Source organism: Streptomyces sp. iso_384 (assembly GCF_056172905.1).
This window is the reverse complement of record NZ_JBWBTT010000001.1, coordinates 7,091,628-7,113,253: the sequence shown is the minus strand read 5'-3', so window position 1 is coordinate 7,113,253 and position 21,626 is coordinate 7,091,628. Positions and strand designations below refer to the sequence as shown.

General features: G+C 73.4%; 21 protein-coding genes and 1 pseudogene. 16 read left to right on the top strand and 6 right to left on the bottom strand.

Features of this window, described 5'->3' with window-relative positions:
• Positions 1–99: 99 nt before the first annotated feature.
• From AC0VY3_RS31925 to AC0VY3_RS31900, 6 genes are all read left to right on the top strand, one after another.
• Positions 100–1,311, top strand: coding sequence for a C45 family autoproteolytic acyltransferase/hydolase (locus AC0VY3_RS31925; RefSeq protein WP_103507929.1), 1,212 nt, complete (start codon positions 100–102; stop codon positions 1,309–1,311).
• Positions 1,308–2,996: an ABC transporter substrate-binding protein gene (locus AC0VY3_RS31920; RefSeq protein WP_103507930.1), complete on the top strand. Its 1,689-nt coding sequence runs from the start codon at positions 1,308–1,310 to the stop codon at positions 2,994–2,996. The genes AC0VY3_RS31925 and AC0VY3_RS31920 overlap by 4 nt, the downstream gene beginning before the upstream one ends.
• 6 nt (positions 2,997–3,002) lie before the next feature.
• Positions 3,003–3,950 carry an ABC transporter permease gene (locus AC0VY3_RS31915; protein ID WP_103507931.1) on the top strand — a complete coding sequence of 316 codons (948 nt, stop codon included), beginning with the start codon at positions 3,003–3,005 and terminating at the stop codon, positions 3,948–3,950.
• Entirely contained in the window at positions 3,947–4,813 is an 867-nt protein-coding gene (locus AC0VY3_RS31910; protein ID WP_103507932.1) for an ABC transporter permease, read from the top strand. The genes AC0VY3_RS31915 and AC0VY3_RS31910 overlap by 4 nt, the downstream gene beginning before the upstream one ends.
• A 110-nt stretch (positions 4,814–4,923) precedes the next feature.
• The gene (locus AC0VY3_RS31905) at positions 4,924–5,949 is read left to right on the top strand and encodes an ABC transporter ATP-binding protein (protein WP_475551768.1); all 1,026 of its coding nucleotides are present in this window, start codon (positions 4,924–4,926) and stop codon (positions 5,947–5,949) included.
• Positions 5,946–6,800, top strand: coding sequence for an ABC transporter ATP-binding protein (locus AC0VY3_RS31900; protein WP_103507934.1), 855 nt, complete (start codon positions 5,946–5,948; stop codon positions 6,798–6,800). The genes AC0VY3_RS31905 and AC0VY3_RS31900 overlap by 4 nt, the downstream gene beginning before the upstream one ends.
• 107 nt (positions 6,801–6,907) lie before the next feature.
• Here the strand turns inward: AC0VY3_RS31900 and AC0VY3_RS31895 are convergent, their stop codons facing one another.
• The gene (locus tag AC0VY3_RS31895) at positions 6,908–7,111 is read right to left on the bottom strand and encodes a cold-shock protein (RefSeq protein WP_003967102.1); all 204 of its coding nucleotides are present in this window, start codon (positions 7,109–7,111) and stop codon (positions 6,908–6,910) included.
• 331 nt (positions 7,112–7,442) lie between these two features.
• Here AC0VY3_RS31895 and AC0VY3_RS31890 point away from each other — a divergent pair, with 331 nt between their 5' ends.
• The 4 genes from AC0VY3_RS31890 (at position 7,443) to AC0VY3_RS31875 (ending at position 12,585) form a co-directional block, all read left to right on the top strand.
• The gene (locus AC0VY3_RS31890) at positions 7,443–8,324 is read left to right on the top strand and encodes a menaquinone biosynthetic enzyme MqnA/MqnD family protein (RefSeq protein ID WP_103507935.1); all 882 of its coding nucleotides are present in this window, start codon (positions 7,443–7,445) and stop codon (positions 8,322–8,324) included.
• A 276-nt stretch (positions 8,325–8,600) separates the two neighbouring features.
• Entirely contained in the window at positions 8,601–10,637 is a 2,037-nt protein-coding gene (locus AC0VY3_RS31885) for a serine/threonine-protein kinase (protein WP_103507936.1), read from the top strand.
• Positions 10,638–10,708: 71 nt separating this feature from the next.
• Entirely contained in the window at positions 10,709–11,908 is a 1,200-nt protein-coding gene (gene mqnC, locus AC0VY3_RS31880) for a cyclic dehypoxanthinyl futalosine synthase (RefSeq protein ID WP_103507937.1), read from the top strand.
• Positions 11,909–11,919: 11 nt separating this feature from the next.
• On the top strand, positions 11,920–12,585 hold the full coding sequence (locus AC0VY3_RS31875) for an imidazolonepropionase-like domain-containing protein (RefSeq protein ID WP_103507938.1): 666 nt from the start codon (positions 11,920–11,922) through the stop codon (positions 12,583–12,585).
• A gap of 21 nt (positions 12,586–12,606) precedes the next feature.
• Here AC0VY3_RS31875 and AC0VY3_RS31870 read toward each other — a convergent pair whose 3' ends face one another.
• Genes AC0VY3_RS31870 through AC0VY3_RS31860 form a run of 3 tightly spaced genes read right to left on the bottom strand, consistent with a single transcriptional unit; the run spans position 12,607 to position 15,155 of the window.
• On the bottom strand, positions 12,607–13,677 hold the full coding sequence (locus AC0VY3_RS31870; protein WP_475551177.1) for a DUF3152 domain-containing protein: 1,071 nt from the start codon (positions 13,675–13,677) through the stop codon (positions 12,607–12,609).
• Positions 13,674–14,636 carry a hypothetical protein gene (locus tag AC0VY3_RS31865; protein WP_475551176.1) on the bottom strand — a complete coding sequence of 321 codons (963 nt, stop codon included), beginning with the start codon at positions 14,634–14,636 and terminating at the stop codon, positions 13,674–13,676. The genes AC0VY3_RS31870 and AC0VY3_RS31865 overlap by 4 nt, the downstream gene beginning before the upstream one ends.
• Before the next feature lie 9 nt (positions 14,637–14,645).
• Positions 14,646–15,155, bottom strand: coding sequence for a SigE family RNA polymerase sigma factor (locus AC0VY3_RS31860; protein WP_103508373.1), 510 nt, complete (start codon positions 15,153–15,155; stop codon positions 14,646–14,648).
• A 216-nt stretch (positions 15,156–15,371) separates the two neighbouring features.
• Here AC0VY3_RS31860 and AC0VY3_RS31855 point away from each other — a divergent pair.
• Together AC0VY3_RS31855 and AC0VY3_RS31850 are read left to right on the top strand one after the other, a co-directional pair.
• Positions 15,372–15,478 (top strand): annotated as a pseudogene (locus tag AC0VY3_RS31855) (taurine dioxygenase); the annotation flags it as partial.
• 30 nt (positions 15,479–15,508) lie between these two features.
• Complete coding sequence (locus tag AC0VY3_RS31850; protein WP_103508374.1) at positions 15,509–16,201, top strand: demethylmenaquinone methyltransferase; 693 nt, start codon at positions 15,509–15,511, stop codon at positions 16,199–16,201.
• Between the two features lie 19 nt (positions 16,202–16,220).
• On the opposite strand, the gene AC0VY3_RS31845 is transcribed toward AC0VY3_RS31850, so the two are convergent.
• Positions 16,221–16,748 carry a GNAT family N-acetyltransferase gene (locus tag AC0VY3_RS31845; protein WP_475551175.1) on the bottom strand — a complete coding sequence of 176 codons (528 nt, stop codon included), beginning with the start codon at positions 16,746–16,748 and terminating at the stop codon, positions 16,221–16,223.
• A 97-nt stretch (positions 16,749–16,845) separates the two neighbouring features.
• On the opposite strand from AC0VY3_RS31845, the gene AC0VY3_RS31840 reads away from it, so the two are divergent.
• The gene (locus AC0VY3_RS31840; RefSeq protein WP_103508376.1) at positions 16,846–18,129 is read left to right on the top strand and encodes a geranylgeranyl reductase family protein; all 1,284 of its coding nucleotides are present in this window, start codon (positions 16,846–16,848) and stop codon (positions 18,127–18,129) included.
• 25 nt (positions 18,130–18,154) lie between these two features.
• Here AC0VY3_RS31840 and AC0VY3_RS31835 read toward each other — a convergent pair whose 3' ends face one another.
• On the bottom strand, positions 18,155–18,775 hold the full coding sequence (locus AC0VY3_RS31835) for a CGNR zinc finger domain-containing protein (protein ID WP_475551767.1): 621 nt from the start codon (positions 18,773–18,775) through the stop codon (positions 18,155–18,157).
• A 115-nt stretch (positions 18,776–18,890) separates the two neighbouring features.
• On the opposite strand from AC0VY3_RS31835, the gene AC0VY3_RS31830 reads away from it, so the two are divergent.
• From AC0VY3_RS31830 to AC0VY3_RS31820, 3 genes are all read left to right on the top strand, one after another.
• Positions 18,891–19,628 (top strand): metallophosphoesterase, encoded by a 738-nt coding sequence (locus tag AC0VY3_RS31830; protein ID WP_242741590.1) that lies wholly within the window; start codon positions 18,891–18,893, stop codon positions 19,626–19,628.
• A gap of 234 nt (positions 19,629–19,862) precedes the next feature.
• Positions 19,863–20,039, top strand: coding sequence for a hypothetical protein (locus tag AC0VY3_RS31825; protein WP_181010793.1), 177 nt, complete (start codon positions 19,863–19,865; stop codon positions 20,037–20,039).
• A 345-nt stretch (positions 20,040–20,384) separates the two neighbouring features.
• A complete protein-coding gene (locus AC0VY3_RS31820; protein WP_475551174.1) occupies positions 20,385–21,626 on the top strand; it encodes a Cmx/CmrA family chloramphenicol efflux MFS transporter in 1,242 nt (413 codons plus the stop codon).

Here is a 21,626-nt window from a genome sequence, read left to right as displayed (position 1 = left end):
GGGGAACGCATTCTGAAATCGACGTTACAGGATCGTGCCGGTCTCCGGTCCCCGGTCTCTGTACGTCGGTCGCGGAAGCGTTCCGTCGCGAGGAGAAGAATGGCACCCCTACCCACCGATTCCGCCGCCCGGACCCTTCCCGTCATCGAGATATCCGGCTCCCCGCTGGAGCGCGGCCGCCAGTACGGCGAGGCCGTCCGCCCCCGACTGCACGCGGCCCTGAGCTACTACGAGGAGGCGTTCGGCCGCTCCGCCGGGCTCACCTGGGACAAGGTCACCGCCCGCGCCGCCCGCTGGCTTGAGCCCGTACGCGCTTACGCACCCCACCTGGTCGAGGAGATGCGGGGCATCGCCGACGGCGCGGGCGCCGGCCTCCTGGACGTCCTCGCGCTGAACGCCCGGGGCGAGGTCATCTACGACAAGTCCTTCGCCGAGATCGCCGCCGACGAGGGCGGCGGCGGACCCGCCGACGAGGAACCCGCCGAGGGCTGCACCTCGTTCGCCGCCTACGGCCCGGCCAGCGGCGACGGTCATGTCTACGCCGGGCAGAACTGGGACTGGCGGGCCGGGGTCGCCGACACCGTCGTCATGATCCGGATCGTCCAGCCGCCCAGGCCCACCCTGATCATGCAGGTGGAGGCCGGGCAGATCGGCCGCCAGGGCGCGAACTCCGCCGGGATCGCGTTCAACGCCAACGGTCTCGGCGGCCGGTTCGACGACCGGATCGGGCTGCCCCAGACCATCGTCCGGCGCACGGTCCTCGACCAGGACAACATCGCCGACGCCCTCGACGTGCTCTGCCGCACCCGGGCCCACATCGCCAGCAACGCCCTGCTCACCTGCCGCGAGGGCTTCGCCATCGACCTGGAGACCACCCCCGCCGGGCACGGCTGGATGTATCCGGCCGACGGTCTGCTGGTGCACGGCAACCACTACCAGGCGGGCATCCCCGCCCCGCTCGCCGCCGCCGGCTACCGCCCGATGTCCGCCGACTCCCTGGTCCGCGTCCCCCGCGCCGAACAGGGCCTGGCCGCCCTGCGCCACTCCACCGGACCCGACGAGTCCCGGAAGCTGATCCGCCGGGCCATGTCCGACCACCTCGGCCACCCCGAGTCCCTGTGCACCCACCCCGACCCGCGCCGCCCGGCCGTCGAGCACTGGACCACCCTCGTCTCCTCGCTCGCCGACCTCACCACCGGCGACTACCACGTGACCGCCGGAACCCCCTGTGACCGGGAGTACCAGCACCTTCCCTGGAACCTCTACGACGGCCCGCACGGCGGCCCGGAACCGACAGGAACCCAGCCATGACCCACCGCACCCACCGCTGTCCGCCCGCCACCGGAGACCGCCGCGCCCTGCGCCGTACCGCCCCCGTCGCCGGAGCCGTCGTCGTCGCCCTGCTCGCCGCCGGTTGCAGCGGCGCCACCAACCCCGGCGGCAGCGGCTCGGCCGCCGACGCCGCGCGGCTCACCCTCACCCCGACCACCCCCGCCGCCCAGGGCGAACTCGCCCACGCGGACTGGCTGCTGGAGGACGAACCGGACTCCCTCGACCTGGACACCCAGGGCTCCAGCGCCGGCCGGGTCGTCCTCACCAACGTCTGCGAGCGGCTCTACCAGCTCCAGCCGGACATGACGACGAAGCCGTTCCTCGCCGAGAGCGTCGAGACCCCCGACGACACCACCCTCGTCCTCAAGCTCCGCTCCGGCGTCACCTTCCACGACGGCACCCCGATGACCGCCGACGACGTGCTCTGGAGCCTTCAGCGGCACGCCGACCCGGACATGGAACAGGGCGACGAGTTCGGAAACGTCGCCGCCATGAAGAAGACCGGCGACCGCGAGATCACCCTCTCCTTCAAGGCCCCCGACGCCCTCTTCCTCAAGGCGCTCGCCGGTGACGCGGGCATCGTCTGGAACAAGGAACAGGTCGAGAAGGCGGGCCGCGACTTCGGCACCCCCGGACAGCCCGACGCCTGCACCGGCCCCTACCGGCTGGGAAGCTGGAAGTCCGGCGACTCCATCACCATCGAGCGGTACGAAGGCTACTGGGGCGACAAGCCGCTGACGAAGCGCGTCACCTTCCGCTGGGCCACCGACAGCGCCCTGGTCAACGCGCTCACCACCGGGGCCGCCGACGGCGCGTACGCCGAATCGCCGAACACCGCCGCCGCCCTCGACGGCAAGAAGGGCATCACCCAGTACTACGGCCCCTCCACCGCCTCCCTCGTCCTCATCCCCACCGCCCGCGGCGGGCTGAAGGACCCGGCCGTACGCCGCGCGCTCTCCCTCGCGCTCGACCGCAAGGGCATCGCCGCCTCCGGCTACGGCGGAATGGTCCAGCCCTGGTCCACCCCGGTCGGCTCCGGCGCCTGGGGCTACGAGAAGCCGGCCTTCGAGGCGGCCCGGCGCGCCGCCGACCCGGCCGCCCCCGCGAGCCCCGACGCCGAGGACATCGCCGCCGCGAAGGAGCTGGTGAAGGACTCCGGCGTCGACGCGGCCACCCCGATCGTCATCGGCACCGACGCCAGCCAGGGCCGTACCGTCGTCGCCAACGCCGTCCGCGCCGCCCTCCAGCGGATCGGGCTCACCGGGCAGATCAAGACCGTCCCCACCGCCCAGTTCGAGCAGTTCTACAGCGACCCCGAGGCCCGCGGCGGCATCGACGTCCTGGTCGGCGACTGGTACATCTCCAAGGCCGACCCGATCGGCTTCTACGACAACGCGCTCACCGGCTCCTCCAACAACTGGGTCGGCTTCGCGGACCCCGGCTACGACGCCACGGTCAAGAAGGCCCTCGCCACCCTCGACGACGCCGAGCGCGCGAAGCTCGCCGTCGAGGTCCAGAAGAAGTTCACCGACGCCGCCGTCTGGATCTCCGTCGCCCAGGTCCCCTCCGTCCTCGTCCTTGACGAGAAGCTGACCGGACCCCCCGCCTCCATGGCGTACCTCTACTACCCCTGGGCCGCCGACCTCGGCACCAAGAAGGGCTGACCCGCGATGCTCGCCCGGATCTCCCGGCGGCTGGCCGGACTGCTGGCCACCCTCCTCGCCGCCTCCTTCGTCATCTTCGCCGCCGTGTACGCGGCCCCCGGCGACCCCGCCGTCTTCCTGGCCGGCGGCCGCGACAAACTCACCCCCGAGAAGCTGGAGCTGGTCCGGGCGCAGTACCACCTCGACGAGCCCCTCGTCGTGCAGTACGGCCGCTGGCTCGGCGACTGCCTCCACTTCGACCTCGGCCGCTCCTTCAAGTACAGCGACCAGGTGGCCGATCTGCTCGTCGCCCGTTTCCCGACGACCCTGGCCCTGGTGGCGTACGCGACCGTCCTCTTCGTCGTCCTCGGCGTCGGCGCGGGCATCCTCGCCGCCGTCCGGCGCGGCACCTGGGTGGATTCGGCCGTGGTCGGCGGTACGACGCTGGCGGCCTCGGTCCCCTCGTTCGTCTCCGCCATCGCGCTCGCCGCCGTCTTCGGCGTCCGGCTCGGCTGGTTCCCGGTCACCGGCGGCGGCGAGGGCTTCACCGGCACCCTGCACCATCTGACCCTGCCCGCCCTGGCCCTGGCGCTCGGCGCGCTCGCCATCATCAGCCGGGTCACCCGGCAGGCGATGGCCGACGCCGGAGCCGCCGACCATGTGGAGGCCGCCCGCTCCTCCGGCATCCCGGAGCGCGAGATCGTGCGCCGCCACATCCTGCGCAACGCGCTGGGCCCGATCGTCACCATGTGCGGGCTGGTCATGGCCGGGATGCTGGCCGGCACGGTCGTCGTGGAGACCGCGTTCGGGATCAGCGGCATCGGCTCGCTGCTCGTCGGCGCGATCAACACCCACGACTTCCCGGTCGCCCAGGCGGTGCTGCTGCTCATGGTCACCGGCTACATCGTGGTCACCACCCTCGTCGACCTCGTCCACCCGCTGCTCGACCCGCGCGTGAAGGAGGCCGCCGTATGACCGCCCCGGCCCTCGCCCCGGCCCCGGCTCCGGCTCTGGTGAAGAAGACGGCGACCGCCCGGCGTCCCTACGGCGCGATCCTCGCGGGCGCGGTCCTCGGCCTGGTGGTGCTCGCCGCCCTGCTCGCCCCGCTGCTCGCCCCGTACGCCCCCGACGCCATCGACCTCTCCGCCTCGCTGGCCGGGACCACCGGCGACCACCTCCTCGGCACCGACTCCTCCGGCCAGGACCTGCTGTCGCGGGTGCTGTACGGGGCCCGCACCAGCCTCGTCGCCCCGGCGCTGCTGCTCGCCATCGCCGCCGTGCTCGGCATCGCGCTCGGCACCCTGGCGGCCTGGCGCGGCGGCTGGGCAGACACCGTGATCTCCCGGCTCACCGACGTCATGTACGCGTTCCCGGGGCTGCTTTTCACCGTGCTGATCATCGCGGTATTCGGTGCCGGAATGACCACCTCCGTGCTGGCCCTCGGCCTCGCGTACACGCCGACCGTCGCCAAGTACACCCGCTCGGTGGCCATCGTGGAGCGCCGCAAGCCCTACATCGACGCCTACCGCGTCCAGGGCATGGGCGGCCTGCGGATCTGCGCCTTCCACCTCGTGCCCAACCTCGGCCGCTCCGTCATCGGCTATCTGGTGGTCCTCTTCGGCGAGGCCCTGATGTCCCTGGCCACGCTCTCCTACCTCGGCTTCGGCGCCCAGCCGCCCAGCTCCGACTGGGGCCTGATGGTCCAGGAGGGACAGGCCGCCGTCGTCCAGGGCGCCCTGCTGCCGTCTCTCGTGCCCGGCGTCGCCATCGCCCTGGTGGTCGTCTCCTTCAACGTCGTCGGGGTCCGGGCCGCCGACCGACTCGCCAACGGGAGGTAGGACCCATGCCGTACGACACAGCGGCGCACGCCGCACCGGGACACACCGCACCGGGACACGACACAGCAGGACACGACACAGCGGCCCATGCCGCACCGGGAAGTGACCCCGTGCTCCTCGACATCGACCGCCTCACCCTCCGTCTCCCCGGCACCGCCCGCCCCGTCCTGGACCAGGTGTCCCTGCGGGTCGCGAGCGGCGAAGTCGTCGGCCTGGTCGGCGAGTCCGGCTCCGGGAAGTCCACGACCGCCAAGGCCGCCCTGCGCACGCTCCCCGAGGGAACAGCCCTCGACGGTTCCGTACGGGTGGCGGGCCGCGACGTCCTCGCCCTGCGCGGCGAGGAACTGCGTGCCCACCGGGCCCGGACCGTCGCCCTGGTCCATCAGGACCCGCGCGCCGCCCTCAACCCCGTCCGCCGCATCGACGACTTCCTCGTCGAGCGGCTCGCCGCCGCCGGGACCGGGGTGACCGGCCGGGCGGCCCGGTCCCGGGCGGTCGAGCTGCTGGACGCCGTAGGGCTCGACGATCCGGAGCGCCGGGTCCGCCAGCGCCCGCACGAGCTCTCCGGCGGAATGCTCCAGCGCGTCGTCATCGCCGGCGCGCTGGCCGCCGAGCCCCGGCTGCTGCTGGCCGACGAGGCGACCAGCGCCCTGGACGTCACCACCCAGGCGGAGATCCTCGCCCTCCTGCGCACCCTGCGCGCCGAGCGCGGCCTCGGCCTGCTGTTCATCACGCACGATCTGCACCTGGCCGCCGCCTACTGCGACCGTGTGTACGTGATGTACGCGGGCCGCGTCGTCGAGGAGCAGACCGCCGGGGCCCTGTTCGAGCGGCCCCGCCACCCCTACACCCGGGGGCTGCTGGACTGCTCTCCGACGCTGGGGGAGAAGCACCGGGAGATCCGGCCGATCCCGGGGAAGCCGCCCTCGCTGGCCGACGCCTTCACGGGCTGCCCCTTCGCCGACCGCTGCCCGGACGCCGAACCGGAGTGCGCGAGCTGGCAGCCCGAACCGGTGACCCTCGCGGACGTCGCTACGGGCTCCGCCTCCTGCCGCCGACTGCCCGTACTCGCCCCCGGGGCCGGACCCGTACCCGTATCCGCAGCTCAGTCACAGAAGAAGGGCGGCAGCCGATGACGCTCCCGCTGGGAAAGGAACCGCTGGTGACGGACCCCGCACCGCTGCTCGGGGTCGAGGGGCTGCGCAAGACCTACCCGCTGCCCGGCAAGGGCCGCCTGACCGCCGCCGACGGCATCGGCTTCACCGTTCCGGCGGGCGGTTCGCTCGGGATCGTCGGGGAGTCCGGCTCCGGCAAGACGACCGTGGCCCGGATGCTGGTGGGCCTGGTCCGCCCGGACGCCGGGACGGTCCGGGTCGAGGGGCGGGCCCGGGGGCTCACCGCCCCGCGCGGCAGGGCGGCCCGGCTGGCCCGGGCGCGGGAGATCCAGATGGTCTTCCAGGACCCCTACCTCTCGCTCGACCCCCGGCTCACCGCCCGCCGCTGCCTCACCACCGCGCTGCGGCTGCACGGCAGGCAAGCCGCCCTGGCCGACGGGCTGCTGGACCGGGTGGGCCTCGGCGCCCGCGAGGCCGAGGCCCTGCCGCACGGGCTCTCCGGCGGGCAGCGGCAGCGCCTGGCCATCGCCCGCGCGCTCGCCGTCGACCCGAAGGTGCTGGTCCTGGACGAGGCGGTGGCGGCGCTCGACGTGTCGATCCAGGCCCAGATCCTCCAGCTGCTGGACGGGATCCGCCGGGACACCGGGGTGGCCCTGGTCTTCGTCAGCCACGACCTGGCGGTGGTGCAGCACATCACCGACGAGGTCGTCGTGATGCGGCGCGGAACGGCCGTCGAACAGGGCCCGACCGCCGAGGTGCTGGCCGGCCCGCGCGACCCCTACACCCGGCTGCTGCTGGCCTCGGTGCCGCGTGCGGGCTGGGACCCGGCCGACGCGGTCGCCGCCAGGTCCGCCGTGGGCCGCCGGCCCTGACGGGCCCCGGACCGTATACGGGCAGGAGCCCCGTTCCTCCGCCGAAGCGGGGGAACGGGGCTCCTTGGGTACTGCTATGTGCGGCCGCGATCGACCGACCCGGGCAACTAGGCCGGGGTGACGTTCTCAGCCTGCGGACCCTTGGGTCCCTGAGTGACGTCGAAGTTCACGACCTGGTTCTCCTCGAGGGAGCGGAACCCGGACGCGTTGATCGCGGAGTAGTGAACGAAGACATCCGGGCCGCCGCCGTCCTGGGCGATGAAGCCGAAGCCCTTTTCAGCGTTGAACCACTTGACGGTTCCGGTAGCCATAAGCCCTCCTTGGGCCAAAGGGTTGCCCTGCTCCAGAACCTGCAAACAAGTCTGAAAACTACAAAAGCCTGCGGGTTACATGCTCCGCAGGCTCTGTACTGCAAGGGAAACCAAACTGCAACTTGCGGGCGAGCCTAGCACGCAGTCTCTGGAGAGCGGTAGAGGGAAAGATCACTTCACCCGAAGGTTTGACTGGCTCGTCGGGCGTCCGGAGGAAGACCGCCCGAGGGCCTCCCGAAGGGGGCGCGGAGCGGAGAGCGGGCGGGGGCGCGGGGCGGGGCGCGCTGGCCCCGGTGGTGCCCGTGGCCGGATGCGGGTCTAGCCTCGCGATGTGGACAATTCAACCGTCTCCCCCCGTGAAGGCGACGACGACCGTCGCAGCCGGCCCCGCGTCGGCCACATCCAGTTCCTGAACTGCCTCCCGCTGTACTGGGGCCTGGCCCGGACGGGAACCCTGCTCGACCTGGAGCTCTCCAAGGACACCCCGGAGCGGCTCAGCGAGCAGCTGATCAGGGGGGATCTGGACATCGGCCCGGTCACCCTCGTGGAGTACCTGCGCAACGCCGACGACCTGGTGGCGTTCCCGGACATCGCGGTCGGCTGCGACGGACCCGTGATGTCCTGCGTGATCGTCTCCCAGCTGCCGCTGGAGCAGCTCGACCGGGCCCGGGTGGCGCTCGGCTCGACCTCCCGCACCTCGGTGCGGCTGGCCCAGCTGCTGCTGGCCGAGCGCTACGGCGTCCGGCCCGACTACTACACCTGCCCGCCCGACCTGGGCCTGATGATGCAGGAAGCGGACGCCGCCGTGCTGATCGGCGACGCCGCGCTGCGCGCCAACCTCCACGACGCCCCCCGGCTCGGGCTCCAGGTCCACGACCTGGGCCAGATGTGGAAGGAGTGGACGGGGCTGCCGTTCGTCTTCGCCGTCTGGGCGGCCCGCAAGGACTTCCTGGCCACGCACCCCGAGCGGACGGCCCAGGTCCACGAGGCGTTCCTGGCCTCCCGGGACCTCTCGCTGGAGGAGGTCACCAAGGTCGCGGAGCAGGCCGCCCGCTGGGAGGCCTTCGACGCGAAGGTGCTGGAGCAGTACTTCACGACGCTCGACTTCCGCTTCGGCCCGGACCAGCTGGCCGGCGTCCGCGAGTTCGCCCGCCGGACGGGACAGGACACCGGCTACCCGGCCGATGTCCGGGTGGAGCTGCTCGGCGGCTGAGCCGAGGCCCGGGAAAGGGCGGGAATTCCCTTTCCCGTTCCTGGGCAGAGAATTGACGGCGGGGCGCCGGAACAACACATTCGCGCCTTTCCCCGGGGCGAAATGATCCCCTCCTGACCGGAGAGGGGGGAATGGTCCGGCCGTTTCCCGGTGACCGCGCCGGTGCCGCCCCCTAGGCTTCGGTCCGGGTCCGGACCGTCCACAGGGATTCCGGAGCGTCCACAGGGATTGCCGTCCACGGGTTCACCGTCCGCAGGGTTCACAGGGGGAGTCCATATGCAGCCGCTGGAAGCGGGCGAACCGCACACCATCGGTGCCTACCGGCTGCTCGGCAGGCTCGGCGCGGGCGGCATGGGCCGGGTCTATCTGGGGCGCAGCGCGGGCGGCCGTACGGTCGCGGTCAAGGTCGTCCACCCCCACTTCGCCCTCGACGAGCAGTTCCGCGCCCGGTTCCGGCGCGAGGTGGAGTCCGCCCGGCGCATCGGCGCCCAGTGGACGGCCCCGGTCCTGGACGCCGACCCGGACGCGCCGGTGCCGTGGGTGGCGACCGGGTACGTCGCCGGGCCACCGCTCTCCCAGGCGATCACCGAGCACGGCCCGCTGCCCGAACACGCGGTGCGCACCCTGGGCGCGGGTCTCGCCGAGGCCCTCGCGGTCGTCCACGGCCAGGGCATCGTCCACCGCGACGTGAAGCCGTCCAACGTGCTGCTCGCCCTCGACGGCCCCCGCCTCATCGACTTCGGCATCGCCCGGGCCCTCGGTGCGACCGTCTCGCTCACCTCCACCGGCGTCTCCGTCGGCTCGCCCGGCTACATGGCGCCCGAGCAGATCCGGGGCCGGGACGTCTCCGGCGCGGCCGACGTCTTCTCGCTGGGCGCGGTCCTCGCGTACGCGGCGACGGGCGCGGCCCCCTTCCCGGGCGACTCCTCCGCCGTACTCCTCTACAAGGTGGTCCACGAGGAACCCGAACTGGGCGAACTGGAGGGCGAGCTGCGCGAGGTGGTCGCGGGCTGCCTCGCCAAGGACCCGGCGGACCGCCCGGCCCCGGCCGACCTCGCCCGCGCACTCGCTCCCGAGGGGGCGGCGGCGATGGTGGCGGGCGGCTGGCTGCCGGGCCGGCTGGTGCGCGAGGTCAGCCGGTCCGCGGTGGCCCTGCTGGACCTGGAACCGCAGGACGCGCCGGTGCAGTCGGGTCCGGTGCCGTTCAGCAGCGCGTCGCTGGGGGCGGGGGCCGGGCCCCGGCCCTGGCCGGGGGAGGCCGCCCCGGGCCGGCCCGGGGAATTCGGCCCACCCGCCCCGAACCCGCAGGAGGCGCCGTACGGGACACCGCGTGTGCAGGAAGCCGCGCAGGAAGCGCCGGGCCGGACGGCGCACCCGCAGGAAGCACTGCGTGAAGCGTCACCGGAAGCGCCGCGGGAAGCGTCGCAGGACGACGTGCCGTACCGGACGCCGCATCCGCAGGACGACGCGTACGGGACGCCGCATCCGCAGGACGACTACGGGACGCCGCCCCCGCCTCCGCCACCGATGCCGCCGCGTGCCAAGTCCGCCCCCACCGCGCCCCCGCTCCCGGCGCACGCCGGGACCTACCGGCAGGGCGGCGACGGCACGCACAGCCCGCACGGCGCGAGCGGCCTGCCGGGGCAGCGCACCGGCGACCCCCGCCTCTCCCTGACCGTCAGCGCCGAGAACCGGCAGACCACCGGGGAGCGCCGCGGCCGCCGGGTCAGCTGCACGGTCGCCCTGGCCGTGGCCGGCGCGCTCGCCGTCGTCACCCTCGGCACGGGACTGCTCGACGGACTCCTCCCGGGCGGCGACGCCGACCGGGACCGGGGCAACGACGCCGCCGCGACCCCGTCGAGGTCCGCCACCCCACCGGCAGGGGAGAAGCCGTCGCCCGCCGAGTCCGACGACGCCGCGAGCGAGGCCCCGGCGGCCGCGCTGCCGAAGGCGTACGTCGGCACCTGGAAGGGGCCGGTCACCGAGAGGACGACCGGCCAGCCCCACGGCACCCTCACCGCCGTCTTCACCGAGGGCAAGCGCGGTGAGCAGGTCGTCCGGATGAGCACGACGATCTCCCAGCTCGGCATCACCGTCACCTGCAACAGCGTCGGCACCCTCGCCTCCGGCACCGCGACGGAGCTGAACATCCGCGAGGCCACGGATCCGGACCGCCCCAGCACCCCCGGCCTGTGCACCACCACCGAGGCCGACCTGGTCTTCCGCCTCGCCGAGGACGGCACCCTGGACTACCGCTCGAAGGAACGCGCCGCCGGGCTCCCGTACGGGAAGCTCACCCGGTCCGGCGACTGATCGCGCAAGGGGCTGGCGTACGCTGGATCGGTCCGTGGATCCTCAAAAAACCGCCGAAAGGTGACAGCCCGGTGACCGAGAAGGCCGACCTTCAGCCCGTCCTCGACCGAGCCGCCGAAGGCGGTCGGATCACCCCGGAGGAGGCGCTCGACCTCTACCGGTCCGCGCCGCTGCACGCGCTGGGCGCCGCCGCGGACGCCGTACGCCGACGCCGCTACGCCGGTACGGAGCACATCGCGACGTACATCATCGAGCGCAACATCAACTACACCAACGTGTGCGTCACGGCCTGCAAGTTCTGCGCCTTCTACGCCCCGCCCAAGGACACCGACAAGGGCTGGACCCGCGACCTCGACGACATCCTGCGCCGCTGCGCGGAGACCGTGGAGCTGGGCGGCACCCAGATCATGTTCCAGGGCGGCCACCACCCGGACTTCGGCGTGGAGTACTACGAGGAGCACTTCTCCGCGATCAAGAAGGCGTACCCGCAGCTGGTCATCCACTCGCTCGGCGCCTCCGAGATCGAGCACATGGCCCGGATCTCGAAGGTCTCCGCCGAGGAGGCCATCAGCCGCATCCACGCCGCCGGGCTCGACTCCTTCGCCGGTGCGGGCGCCGAACTGCTGCCCGCCCGGCCGCGTACCGCCATCGCCCCGCTCAAGGAGTCCGGCGAGCGCTGGCTGGAGATCATGGAGATCGCGCACGGCCTCGGTGTCGAGTCCACCTCCACCATGCTGATGGGCACCGGCGAGACCAACGCCGAGCGCATCGAGCACCTGAAGATGATCCGGGACGTCCAGGACCGCACCGGCGGCTTCCGCGCCTTCATCCCGTACACCTACCAGCCGGAGAACAACAAGCTGAAGGGCCGTACGCAGGCCACGCTCTTCGAGTACCTGCGGATGATCGCCATCGCCCGGCTCTTCCTCGACAACGTGGCCCACATCCAGGGCTCCTGGCTGACCACCGGCAAGGAGGTCGGCCAGCTGTCGCTGCACTACGGCGCGGACGACCTCGGCTCGATCATGCTGGAGGAGAACGTCGTCTCCTCGGCCGGGGCCAAGCACCGCTCCAACCGGCTGGAGATCATCGACCTGATCCGCAAGGCCGACCGCGTCCCGGCCCAGCGCGCCACGACGTACGAGCACCTCGTCGTGCACGACGACCCGGCGATGGACCCGGTCGACGAGCGCGTCGTCTCGCACATCTCGTCCACCGCGATCGAGGGCGGTACCGCCCACCCGGAGCTGAAGCTCCTCAGCGCCAACTAGGGCCTCGCCCCGTGCTGACGATTCATGCCGCGCCCCTGGTCCTCCCGGTGGGCGCGGCGGCCGTCGCGGACGGGGCGGTCGCGGTCGACGGCGACCGGATCGCGGCCCTCGGCCCGTACGAGGAGGTCGCCGCCGCGTACCCGGCCGCCCGGGTCCGCCGCTGGCCCGGCCTCCTCACGCCCGGACTGCGCCAGGACCGGGCCCGTGAGCTGCTCACCGGCTGCTACCACCCCGACCCGCGCGAGGCCGACGAGCTCGGCGGACTCCCGCTGTGGGGCGAGGCGTTCGAGCGGATCGCGGCGGCGGCGGACGCGACCCGGCGGGCCGGCAGCGTGCGACGCGGCCTCCAGCGGATGCTGCGCCACGGGACCACGCATGTGGCGGGCCCGTTCGGCGCGGACGACCCGGCGCTGCGCACGGCCGTCGCCCGGTCGGGTCTGGTCCAGGTCGCTGCCCTGCCCGGAGGGCCCCCGCTTGTACGCGAAGGGGTGCCGGACCTGGACCCCTTCGCGGCGGGCGGCGATCTGGCGCGTACGGCACACGGACCGCTGACCGCGGGCGGCCGGGCCGACCTCGCCGTCTTCGACGTGCCCGACGAGGCGGCGCTGTACGGCGGGGGGCCCCGGCCCTGCGTGGCGACGGTGCTCGCGGGGCGGCTCGTGCACCGCGAGCGCTGAGGCCCGCTTCCCCGGCGGACGTCAGGGCACCTTCGGGCCGCCCAGGTAGCGCCCCTTCGCGTCGTACGGCCAGGCGTTGGCGACGCAGCCCTTCAGCCCGTCGATCTGCTGCATCATCGCGGGCGCGGGGCGGCCCTTCCCCGGGCAGGTCTCGTGGCCGCGCCCCAGCCAGTGGCCGACCTCGTGGTTGATGATCAGCGCCCGGTACTCCGCGACGGGCCCGTCGAACTGCGGCGAACCGAGCTGCCAGCGCTTCAGGTTGACCATCACCTTCTCGCCGCCCCGGCAGTTGACCTCGCCGCGCGTCTTGAGGCCGTACGCGCCGCACATCCGGTCCGTGGTCGCCGGGGTGGCGATCCTGATCACCAGCCCGGCCGATCCGTCGGCGACCTGGCGGAACGAGCGCTCGCCGCCGTGGCCCCAGCCGCGCGGATCGGCGAGCACCGCGGCGATGCCGGCGGCGGCCCGGTCCGGGTCGACGCCGATGCCGTCCTCCACCTCGACCCGGTAGGCGCTGCCCTTGCCCTTCGCCGTGACGCCCGCACGGGCCACGGTGAACGTGCCGGGCCCCGAGGCGGGGATGTCCTCGGCCCTGGGGGTGTCGGTGTCCGTGTCCGCCCCGGCCGACGGTGATGTGGACGGGGTCGGCGGGGGAGTGGGCTCGGGGGCGTCCTCCAGCGGCTCGGAGGCGTTGTCCGGTCCGCCCTCCGGCGCCGTACGGGACGGGGCCGGGGCGGCGTCCGCCGGGCCGCCGTCCTGCCAGGGGCGGCCGACGAGAAGCGCCGCGCCCGCCGCCACCGCGAGCGTCAGCACGGCGAGGCCGACCGCCCGGCGCCGGTTCCGCTGCCGACGCCGCACCCGGGTCCGCGCCGCGGACCGGGAACGGGGAGCGGACCGTGAGCCGCGCCGGGAGCCGTCCCGGGAACCGCGCCCCGAGCCGTCCCGGGAGTCGTCCCGGGAACCGCTCCTCGGACCGCTCCCGGTCCGTTCCGGCGTCCGGGGCGGCGGCACGCGCAGCCGGAACGTGTCCTCGTCGCGCTCCGGCCGCCCGTACGCGGGCGGCAGCGTGCCGGTCGTGCGGCGGCGCGTCACGAGGCGGCCCCGCTCCACGCCACCGGGTGCTCGTCGGCGTACGCGATCAGCTCCCGGAACCACGGGCTCTGGGCGACCCGCACCAGGTCCCCCGCGGTGACGGCCGCACCGTCCGCCCCGGACCGCGCGGGCGCGACGGACAGCGCCACCGTGCTGCGGCCGGACCGGTAGTGGAGCGAGACCTCCGTGCCCGGCCGGTCCGCGCCGGGCTGCCGGAACGCCCGGGCCGGCGTGCCGTCGTCCAGGGTGACGGGCTCGCAGGTCAGCCCCTTCTCCGGGAGGTCGCGGCAGGCGGGCTCGGGGCTCCCCGGGTCCGGGCGCACCGACAGGCGGACGGTGTGCACGACGGAGCCGCGCCGCCCCTCGTAGCTCCCCGGTCCGTCGCCGACGGGCCGGACGGTGCCGACCGACGCGGGCAGCAGGGCGTCCAGGGCCCGGGCCGCCTGCCGCCGGAAGCCCTCCAGGCGCTGCGCTTCCTGGGAGCCGAGTCCGGGCGGGACCGACAGGGACGGCTCGGGCGGCCCGGGGGGTACGGGCGGCACGGCCGCGGACTCCGTCGGCACGGGGACGGCGGTGGGGCTCGGCATGTCGGTGGAGTGCTCCGTACGTCGGGGGGACGGGGTGGGCGTGGTGGCGGGCAGGGAGAGGGACGGTCCGGCGGGCGCGGCGGGTTCCGGGTCCGGCCCGGACGACAGCCAGGGGCCGAGCACGGAGAGGCCCAGGGTCACGGCGGTGACCGCGACGAAGGCGCCCGCGACCGCGAACGCCCGGGCCCTGGCCCGCCGCCGGTGGCCCTCCCGCACGGCGTCGGAGACCAGGTCAGGCTGGAGGGACAGCGGGCCGACGGTCCGGTGCAGGACGTCCCGGAACAACTCTTCGTCCCTGCAGAGCTCTTCGGCCCGGCTCAGTTCTTCGTCGCGTGTGCGGGGCGACAGGCGCTCGTACGGTTCAGGGGTCATGACCGGCCCTCAGCTTCCGGTGGAGTAGAGCTGGACGTCGCCCATCCGGGCGCGCAGGCGGAGGAGCGAACGCGAGCACTGGCTCTTCACCGTCGACTCGCTGCACCGCAGCAGCGAGGCCACGGTCTCCACGCTCAGGTCGTCCCAGTAGCGCAGGACGACCATCGCCCGTGCCCGGGGCGGAAGTTCGGCGAGCAGGGCGAGCAGCGTGACCCGGAGGTCGGCGCCCGGTGCGGGATTGGGCTGGGGGCGGGGCGCGTCGCGGTTGTGGGCGAGCAGATCGCGTACGGTACGGCGGCGTTCGGCCACGAAGGTGCGCACCAGCACGGTCTTGGCGTAGGCGTCGAGGTTGTCCGCCCGGCTCGCCCTGCGCCAGTGCTGGAACAGCTTGGCGAGCGTCGTCTGCGTCAGGTCCTGCGCGCCCTCGACGTCCCCGCACAGCAGGTAGGCCGTCCGGTACAGCCGGCGCTGCCCGGTCCTGGCGTACGCCTCGAACGCGGCGCGCTCGCCGTCCGCCATGGCGGGCTCAGCCCCTGCCGGCATCCGCCCTCCCCTCTCTCCTCGACCCCCACCCCTTACAGAGCGCCCGTGTGCCGGAAAGGTTGAAGAGAAGTGAAGATCGGTTCGGGACGGTGTGTGCGCCGGTCCGTTACCCGTCCACGTACCGGTCCGGAGGCGTCTCGCTCCCCGGCGGATCCTGGTGCCCGCGCGAAGCGCTGTGCTGGAACGGCGCCCGTCGCGTTCTGGGACAACCGGGCCGCCCAGCACTACGCGGTCAGCGACCACGCCCCGCACCGCCGGGAGCGGAGGGCGTGGCCATCGCGGGCGACCGCCCTCACTGATCCCGGTGGTGCGGCTGCTTGAATGGAACGGTGACCCGAGCCTCCCTGGAAAAGCAGCCGCACGAAGTCGCCTCGATGTTCGACGGTGTGGCGGCCAACTACGACCTGACCAACGACGTGATCTCGCTCGGCCAGGCCCGGCTGTGGCGCAAGGCGGTCGCGGCGGCGGTCGACGCCCGCCCCGCGCAGAAGATCCTCGACCTGGCGGCGGGCACCGCGACCTCCTCGCAGCCCTTCGTGAAGGCGGGCGCCTATGTCGTGCCGTGCGACTTCTCGCTCGGCATGCTCAAGGTCGGCAAGGAGCGCCACCCGTGGATGCCGTTCACCGCGGGCGACGGTATGCGGCTGCCGTTCAAGGACGAGACGTTCGACACCGTGACGATCTCCTTCGGGCTGCGCAACATCCAGGACACCGATGTCGCGCTGCGCGAGCTGTACCGGGTGACGAAGCCCGGCGGCCGGGTCGTGATCTGCGAGTTCTCCCAGCCGACCTGGACCCCGTTCCGCACGGTCTACACGGAGTACCTGATGCGGGCGATCCCGCCGGCCGCCCGCGCGGTGTCCTCCAACCCGGACGCGTACGTCTACCTCGCCGAGTCCATCCGCGACTGGCCCGACCAGCCCGCCCTCGCCGCACTGCTCCAGAAGGCGGGCTGGTCGAGCGTCGCCTGGCGCAACCTGACCGGCGGCGTGGTGGCCCTGCACCGGGCCACCCGCGCCTGATCCCGTAACGGCCCCGGTCTCACAGCTCCAGCCGGAAGCAGACCGCCTCCTGGCCGCGCGGGGTGTCGTACGACTCCGCGCGCCGCATTCCGAGGCGCTCCGCCACCGCCATGGACCGGCCGTTACGGGAGTGGATCATCGCGACCACCTCGCCGACCTCCGCCGCCCGCAGCCGCTCCAGCGTGATGCGGGCGGCGGCGGAGGCGTATCCGCGGCCCCACGCCGCACGCCCCAGCCGCCAGCCGATCTCGGTCGCGCCCACCGGCCCGTAATGCGTGTGCGGCCACGGCTGCGCCCCGGTGAAGCCGAGCACGGCGTCCTCCTCGTCCGTGACGGTCCACAGGCAGTAGCCGAGCTCCGCGTCGTGCCGGCGCTGGCGCGCGGTGAGCTCCTCGTACACGGAGAAATCCGCCCGCCGGCCTCCGAAGAACTCCATCACCTCGGGGTCGTCGAAGACCCGGTGCCAGGTCAGGGCGTCCTCGTCGGTCGGAACACGGAGGCGTACGGCGGGGGCCGAAGCATGGGGCGTGGCAGGCGCGATCGACATGAGGGAGCCCTTCGGAGGGTTGGTTCGCAGGCCCCCATAGACTGCACGGGACATGTGCCGCGCGGCACGCGAATTCGAGTCTTCGGGAGATCCGACCGTGACCGAGCCCCTCTCCGAGCACAGCGCGGATGTCATCGTCGTCGGAGCGGGCCCTGCCGGCTCCACGACCGCGTACTACCTCGCCAAGGCCGGACTGGACGTCCTGCTCCTGGAGAAGACCGCCTTCCCGCGGGAGAAGGTCTGCGGCGACGGGCTCACGCCCCGCGCCACGAAACAGCTCGTCGCCATGGGGATCGACATCTCCGAGGAGGCGGGCTGGCTGCGCAACAAGGGCCTGCGCATCATCGGCGGCGGCGTCCGGCTCCAGCTGGACTGGCCGGACCTCGCCTCCTACCCGGACTACGGACTGGTCCGCAAGCGCGACGACTTCGACGAGCAGCTGGCCCGCCAGGCGCAGAAGGCCGGCGCCCGGCTGCACGAGCGCTGCAACGTGGGCGCGCCCATCCGCGACGAGCGCACCGGCCGGATCACCGGCGTCGAGGCGAGGATCGGCGAGGAGAAGACCCCGGTCACCTTCCACGCCCCGCTCGTGGTGGCCGCCGACGGCAACTCCACCCGGCTCTCGCTCGCGATGGGCCTGCACCGCCGTGAGGACCGCCCGATGGGCGTCGCCGTCCGTACGTACTTCACCTCGCCCCGCCACGACGACGACTACCTGGAGTCCTGGCTGGAGCTGTGGGACAAACGCGGCGCCGAGGACCGGCTGCTGCCCGGCTACGGCTGGATCTTCGGCATGGGCGACGGCACCTCCAACGTCGGCCTCGGCATCCTCAACTCCTCCTCCGCCTTCAAGGAGCTGGACTGGCGCGAGGTCCTCAAGGCCTGGTGCGCCTCGATGCCGGAGGACTGGGGCTACACCCCGGAGAACATGACGATGCCGATCCGCGGCGCCGCCCTCCCGATGGCCTTCAACCGCCAGCCGCACTACACCAAGGGCCTTCTGCTCGTCGGCGACGCGGGCGGCATGGTCAACCCGTTCAACGGCGAAGGCATCGCGTACGCCATGGAGTCGGGCCAGATCGCCGCCGACGTCATCGTCCAGGCCCACGCCCGCGCCACCCCCGCCCAGCGTGAACTGGCCCTGAACAACTACCCGAAGGTGCTCAAGGAGACCTACGGCGGCTACTACACGATGGGCCGCGCCTTCGTGAAGCTGATCGGCAACCCCAAGATCATGAAGCTCGCCACCCAGCGCGGTCTGACCCACCCGCTGCTGATGAAGTTCACCCTGAAGATGCTGGCCAACCTGACCGACCCGCAGGGCGGCGACGCGATGGACCGCATCATCAACGGCCTGTCGAAGGTGGCCCCGAAGGCCTGAGGCCGCACGGGACGTTCCGGGCGGTTCACGAAGGGTCCGCCGCGCGGGTGCGCTCGTAGTGGCGGGCCACCCGCGCCCGGTTGCCGCAGGACGGCTTGCACCACTCCTGCCGGCCGTGGCTCCTGACGAAATACCGTACGCAGCGCGGTGCGTGGCAGGCCCGTAGCCGCTCGCGCTCCGGCCCGATCAGGAAGTCGACGGCGTCGCGCGCCAGCGCCGCGACCAGCCGTACGCGTGGATCGGCCTCGGCCGACAGCAGCCCGGCCGTGGGCGGGCCTTCGGCGGGCCAGCGCAGTTGCGGGGCCACGGGCTCCCGGGCGGCGGCCGCGTTGAGGAGGGCCAGGGCCTCGTCGGCGGGCATCAGGCGGTGGGCGTCGGCCGGGCTGGGCGGGGCAGGGCTGACCACCCGCGCGAACAGGGCCCGGACGGCCCGCCGTACACCGATGACCGCGTCCCTGAACTCCTCGTCGACGACGAACTCCGGGGCGTGTACGGGCTCCTCGGCGCCGATGGGCTCTCCGGCCGGGGCGGGGCTGCTCAGCAGTCCGGTCTGCCGCCGGATCCACCGGGCCGCCCCTTCGAGCGTGCCGAGGTCGTCGAGGACGCCGCCGTCCCCGTCGTGGCGGATGGTGCCCGCCAGTTCCATCACGGGCCGCTCGCTCACCGGCCGCTCCTCTCACGCCTCTTGAACGTCTGCGCTCCCCACTCTAGAGTCCTAATGGAAGAAACGAGAATGAGCATTAGAGGGGGAAGGGCTGCTCATGCTGCTTGCTCAGATCAGCGATCTGCACCTGGACGGCAGCGAACGCGCGACGCGACGTGCCGTCCGCGTCATGGACCATCTGCGGGCGCTGCCCCGGCCGGTCGACGCGCTGCTGGTCACCGGGGACATCGCCGACCACGCGACCGAGGCCGAGTACGAGGAGGCCGTACGGCTGCTGGACGCGCCGTTCCCCGTGCTCGCCTGCCCCGGCAACCACGACGCCCGCCCCGCCTACCGCAAGGCCTTCCTCGGGGAGGCCCCGGACACCGCGCCCGTCAACCGGGTCCACCGCATCGCCGGAAACGCCGTCCTGATGTGCGACTCCACGATCCCGGGCCGGGACGAGGGCCGCCTCGACGCCGGGACGCTCGCCTGGATCGACGCCACGCTCACCGGGCTGCCCGACGACGTTCCCGCGCTGATCGCCTTCCACCAGCCGCCCGTCGAACTCCACCACCCGCTGCCGGACGCCGGGATGCTCCAGGAGCCCGAGCGGCTCGCCGCCCTGCTCACCGCCCATCCGCAGGTCGTCGCCGTCCTCACCGGACACGCCCACACGGCCGCCGCATCGGTCTTCGGCGGCCGCCCCCTGATCGTCGGCCCCGCCGTCACCTGGACCCTGCGCATGCCCTGGGAGGGCGACCGGCCGGCGGACCGGGACCAGCCCCCGGGGCTGGCGTTCCACGTCCTGGGTGAGGACCGGCGACTGACCACCCACTTCCGTGTCGTCCTCTGATCCGGACCACGGGCTTTAATCCTCGGCCCCCCGGGTGATCGTGTGCGATGATTTGCGCGCCCCCGGTTGTCGGCAGTCCGGACCGGGCGGCGCCCGCCCGCCCCCGCCCACCGTGGCGGCACGCGGTGCGTGCCACTCTCTTTGACGCACTCTCATATCGAAACCATCGAACGCAGGCCGGCGGGGCACGGAACAAGCCGCTACAGCGCTGCTCGACCCCAAGGACTGACAGCCATGACCACCGCCTCGCTGCCCCAGCACCAGGACCTCTTCCTGGAGCCCCGCTTCGCCGTGGACCTGACCACGCCGGACGACGACGAGGACTTCGACGCCGCGTACGAAGCGCTTCCCGCGCCCACCACCTCGGCCAAGGAGCAGGAGCGGCCGAACCGCCGCCCGCGCCGCCGCTGATCCGGTAACCTCCCGTCCCATGACCGGCCCCGAGTCCGACAGACTCCGGCCACCGGTGCGCCGGTGGCCGTGTCCGTGCTGAGCTTCACCGACTGACCCCTCGGGTCACCGGTCCCTCCATCACGGTTCCACGCCCCGCCGGATCACCGCGGGTACGGGCCGTTCTCTCCCGCGTACGTGCCGAACCACCGCCGTACGCGGTTCGTGCCACCGGCCGATCGACGCCGGGCACTTCTTCGCGCCATGCCGCCGCCGTATCTCCGGCGGGGCCGTCCGCGCGGCCCGTATCCCCGCACACCGGTCTGTCTGTCCATCCGACGGTTCCGTCCAAGGGGCTACTCACCCATGCCATTCGCCGTCTACGTCCTCGGGCTCGCGGTCTTCGCCCAGGGCACCTCCGAATTCATGCTGTCCGGGCTCCTCTCGGGCATCGCCGCCGACCTCGGCGTCTCCCTCTCCGCCGCCGGCCTCCTCACCTCCGCCTTCGCCGTCGGGATGGTCGTCGGCGCACCCCTGATGGCGCTCACCAGCCGCACCTGGCCGCGCCGTCGCGCCCTGCTCCTCTTCCTCGCCGTCTTCGTCGCCGTCCATGTGATCGGCGCGCTCACCCCGCACTACGGCGTGCTCCTCGCGACCCGATTCGTCGGTGCCCTCGCCAACGCGGGCTTCTGGGCGGTGGCCCTGACGACGGCCGTCGCGCTGGTCCCCGACCGGCTGAAGGGCCGCGCCACCGCCGTGGTGGTCGGCGGTGTGACCGTGGCCTGCGTGGTGGGCGTACCGGCCGGGGCGGTGCTGGGGGAGCACTGGGGGTGGCGGTCGGCCTTCTGGGCGGTCGCGATCGTCTCGCTGCCCGCCGTCCTCGCCGTCCTGCGCTCCATCCCGGGCGGCCGGGGTACGGGCGCGGCCGCCGCTCCCGTACCCGTACGGGACGAACTGCGCGCGCTGACCGGTCCCCTGCTGCGGCCGACCCTGCTCACGATGGCCCTGGTGCAGGGGGCGACCTTCTGCACGTTCTCCTACCTGGAGCCGCTGCTGACCCGGGTGACGGGCCTGGGCGCGGGGTGGGTGCCGGTGGCCCTGGCGCTCTTCGGGGCGGGCTCGTTCGCCGGGGTCGCGGTGGCGGGCCGGTTCGCCGACGCCCGTCCGGTCGCCGTCGTCGCCACCGGCATGACGGCCCTCACCGCCGGCTGGGCGGCGCTCGCCCCGGCGGCGGGCAGCCCGGTGCTCGCCCTGGCCCTGATTCCGCTCCTCGGCATGCTCGCCTTCGGTACGGGCACCGCCCTGATCACCCGGGTGCTGGGCCTCGCCCCCGGGGCCCCGACGCTGGCCGGCGCCTTCTCGACGACGGCGTTCAACCTGGGGGCGACGGTGGGTCCGTGGGCGGGTGGACTGGCCCTGGACGCCGGGCTCGGCTACCGGTCTCCGGTCCGGGTGAGCGCCCTGCTGATGGTCCTGGCGCTGCTCGTCGCCGCGACGACGGCGAAGGGCCGCCGCCCCCGAGCGGGGGAGCGGCGGCCCTCAGCCGTGCGCCGATGCGCCCGGGGGCGCGACGGCTCTCCGGGCGAACACCCGGGGAACCGCTTGTGA

What these genes read in the sequence shown, in the direction of transcription:
- AC0VY3_RS31860 (WP_103508373.1), bottom strand. Translation starts at nt 15,155, where the DNA reads ATGGCGGACGGCGAGCGCGCCGCGTTCGAGGCGTACGCCAGGACCGGG.
- AC0VY3_RS31835 (WP_475551767.1), bottom strand. Translation starts at nt 18,775, where the DNA reads ATGGAACTGGCGGGCACCATCCGCCACGACGGGGACGGCGGCGTCCTC.
- AC0VY3_RS31925 (WP_103507929.1), top strand. Translation starts at nt 100, where the DNA reads ATGGCACCCCTACCCACCGATTCCGCCGCCCGGACCCTTCCCGTCATC.
- AC0VY3_RS31820 (WP_475551174.1), top strand. Translation starts at nt 20,385, where the DNA reads ATGCCATTCGCCGTCTACGTCCTCGGGCTCGCGGTCTTCGCCCAGGGC.
- AC0VY3_RS31900 (WP_103507934.1), top strand. Translation starts at nt 5,946, where the DNA reads ATGACGCTCCCGCTGGGAAAGGAACCGCTGGTGACGGACCCCGCACCG.
- AC0VY3_RS31915 (WP_103507931.1), top strand. Translation starts at nt 3,003, where the DNA reads ATGCTCGCCCGGATCTCCCGGCGGCTGGCCGGACTGCTGGCCACCCTC.
- AC0VY3_RS31845 (WP_475551175.1), bottom strand. Translation starts at nt 16,748, where the DNA reads ATGTCGATCGCGCCTGCCACGCCCCATGCTTCGGCCCCCGCCGTACGC.
- AC0VY3_RS31895 (WP_003967102.1), bottom strand. Translation starts at nt 7,111, where the DNA reads ATGGCTACCGGAACCGTCAAGTGGTTCAACGCTGAAAAGGGCTTCGGC.
- AC0VY3_RS31830 (WP_242741590.1), top strand. Translation starts at nt 18,891, where the DNA reads ATGCTGCTTGCTCAGATCAGCGATCTGCACCTGGACGGCAGCGAACGC.
- AC0VY3_RS31885 (WP_103507936.1), top strand. Translation starts at nt 8,601, where the DNA reads ATGCAGCCGCTGGAAGCGGGCGAACCGCACACCATCGGTGCCTACCGG.
- AC0VY3_RS31920 (WP_103507930.1), top strand. Translation starts at nt 1,308, where the DNA reads ATGACCCACCGCACCCACCGCTGTCCGCCCGCCACCGGAGACCGCCGC.
- AC0VY3_RS31825 (WP_181010793.1), top strand. Translation starts at nt 19,863, where the DNA reads ATGACCACCGCCTCGCTGCCCCAGCACCAGGACCTCTTCCTGGAGCCC.
- AC0VY3_RS31865 (WP_475551176.1), bottom strand. Translation starts at nt 14,636, where the DNA reads ATGACCCCTGAACCGTACGAGCGCCTGTCGCCCCGCACACGCGACGAA.
- AC0VY3_RS31910 (WP_103507932.1), top strand. Translation starts at nt 3,947, where the DNA reads ATGACCGCCCCGGCCCTCGCCCCGGCCCCGGCTCCGGCTCTGGTGAAG.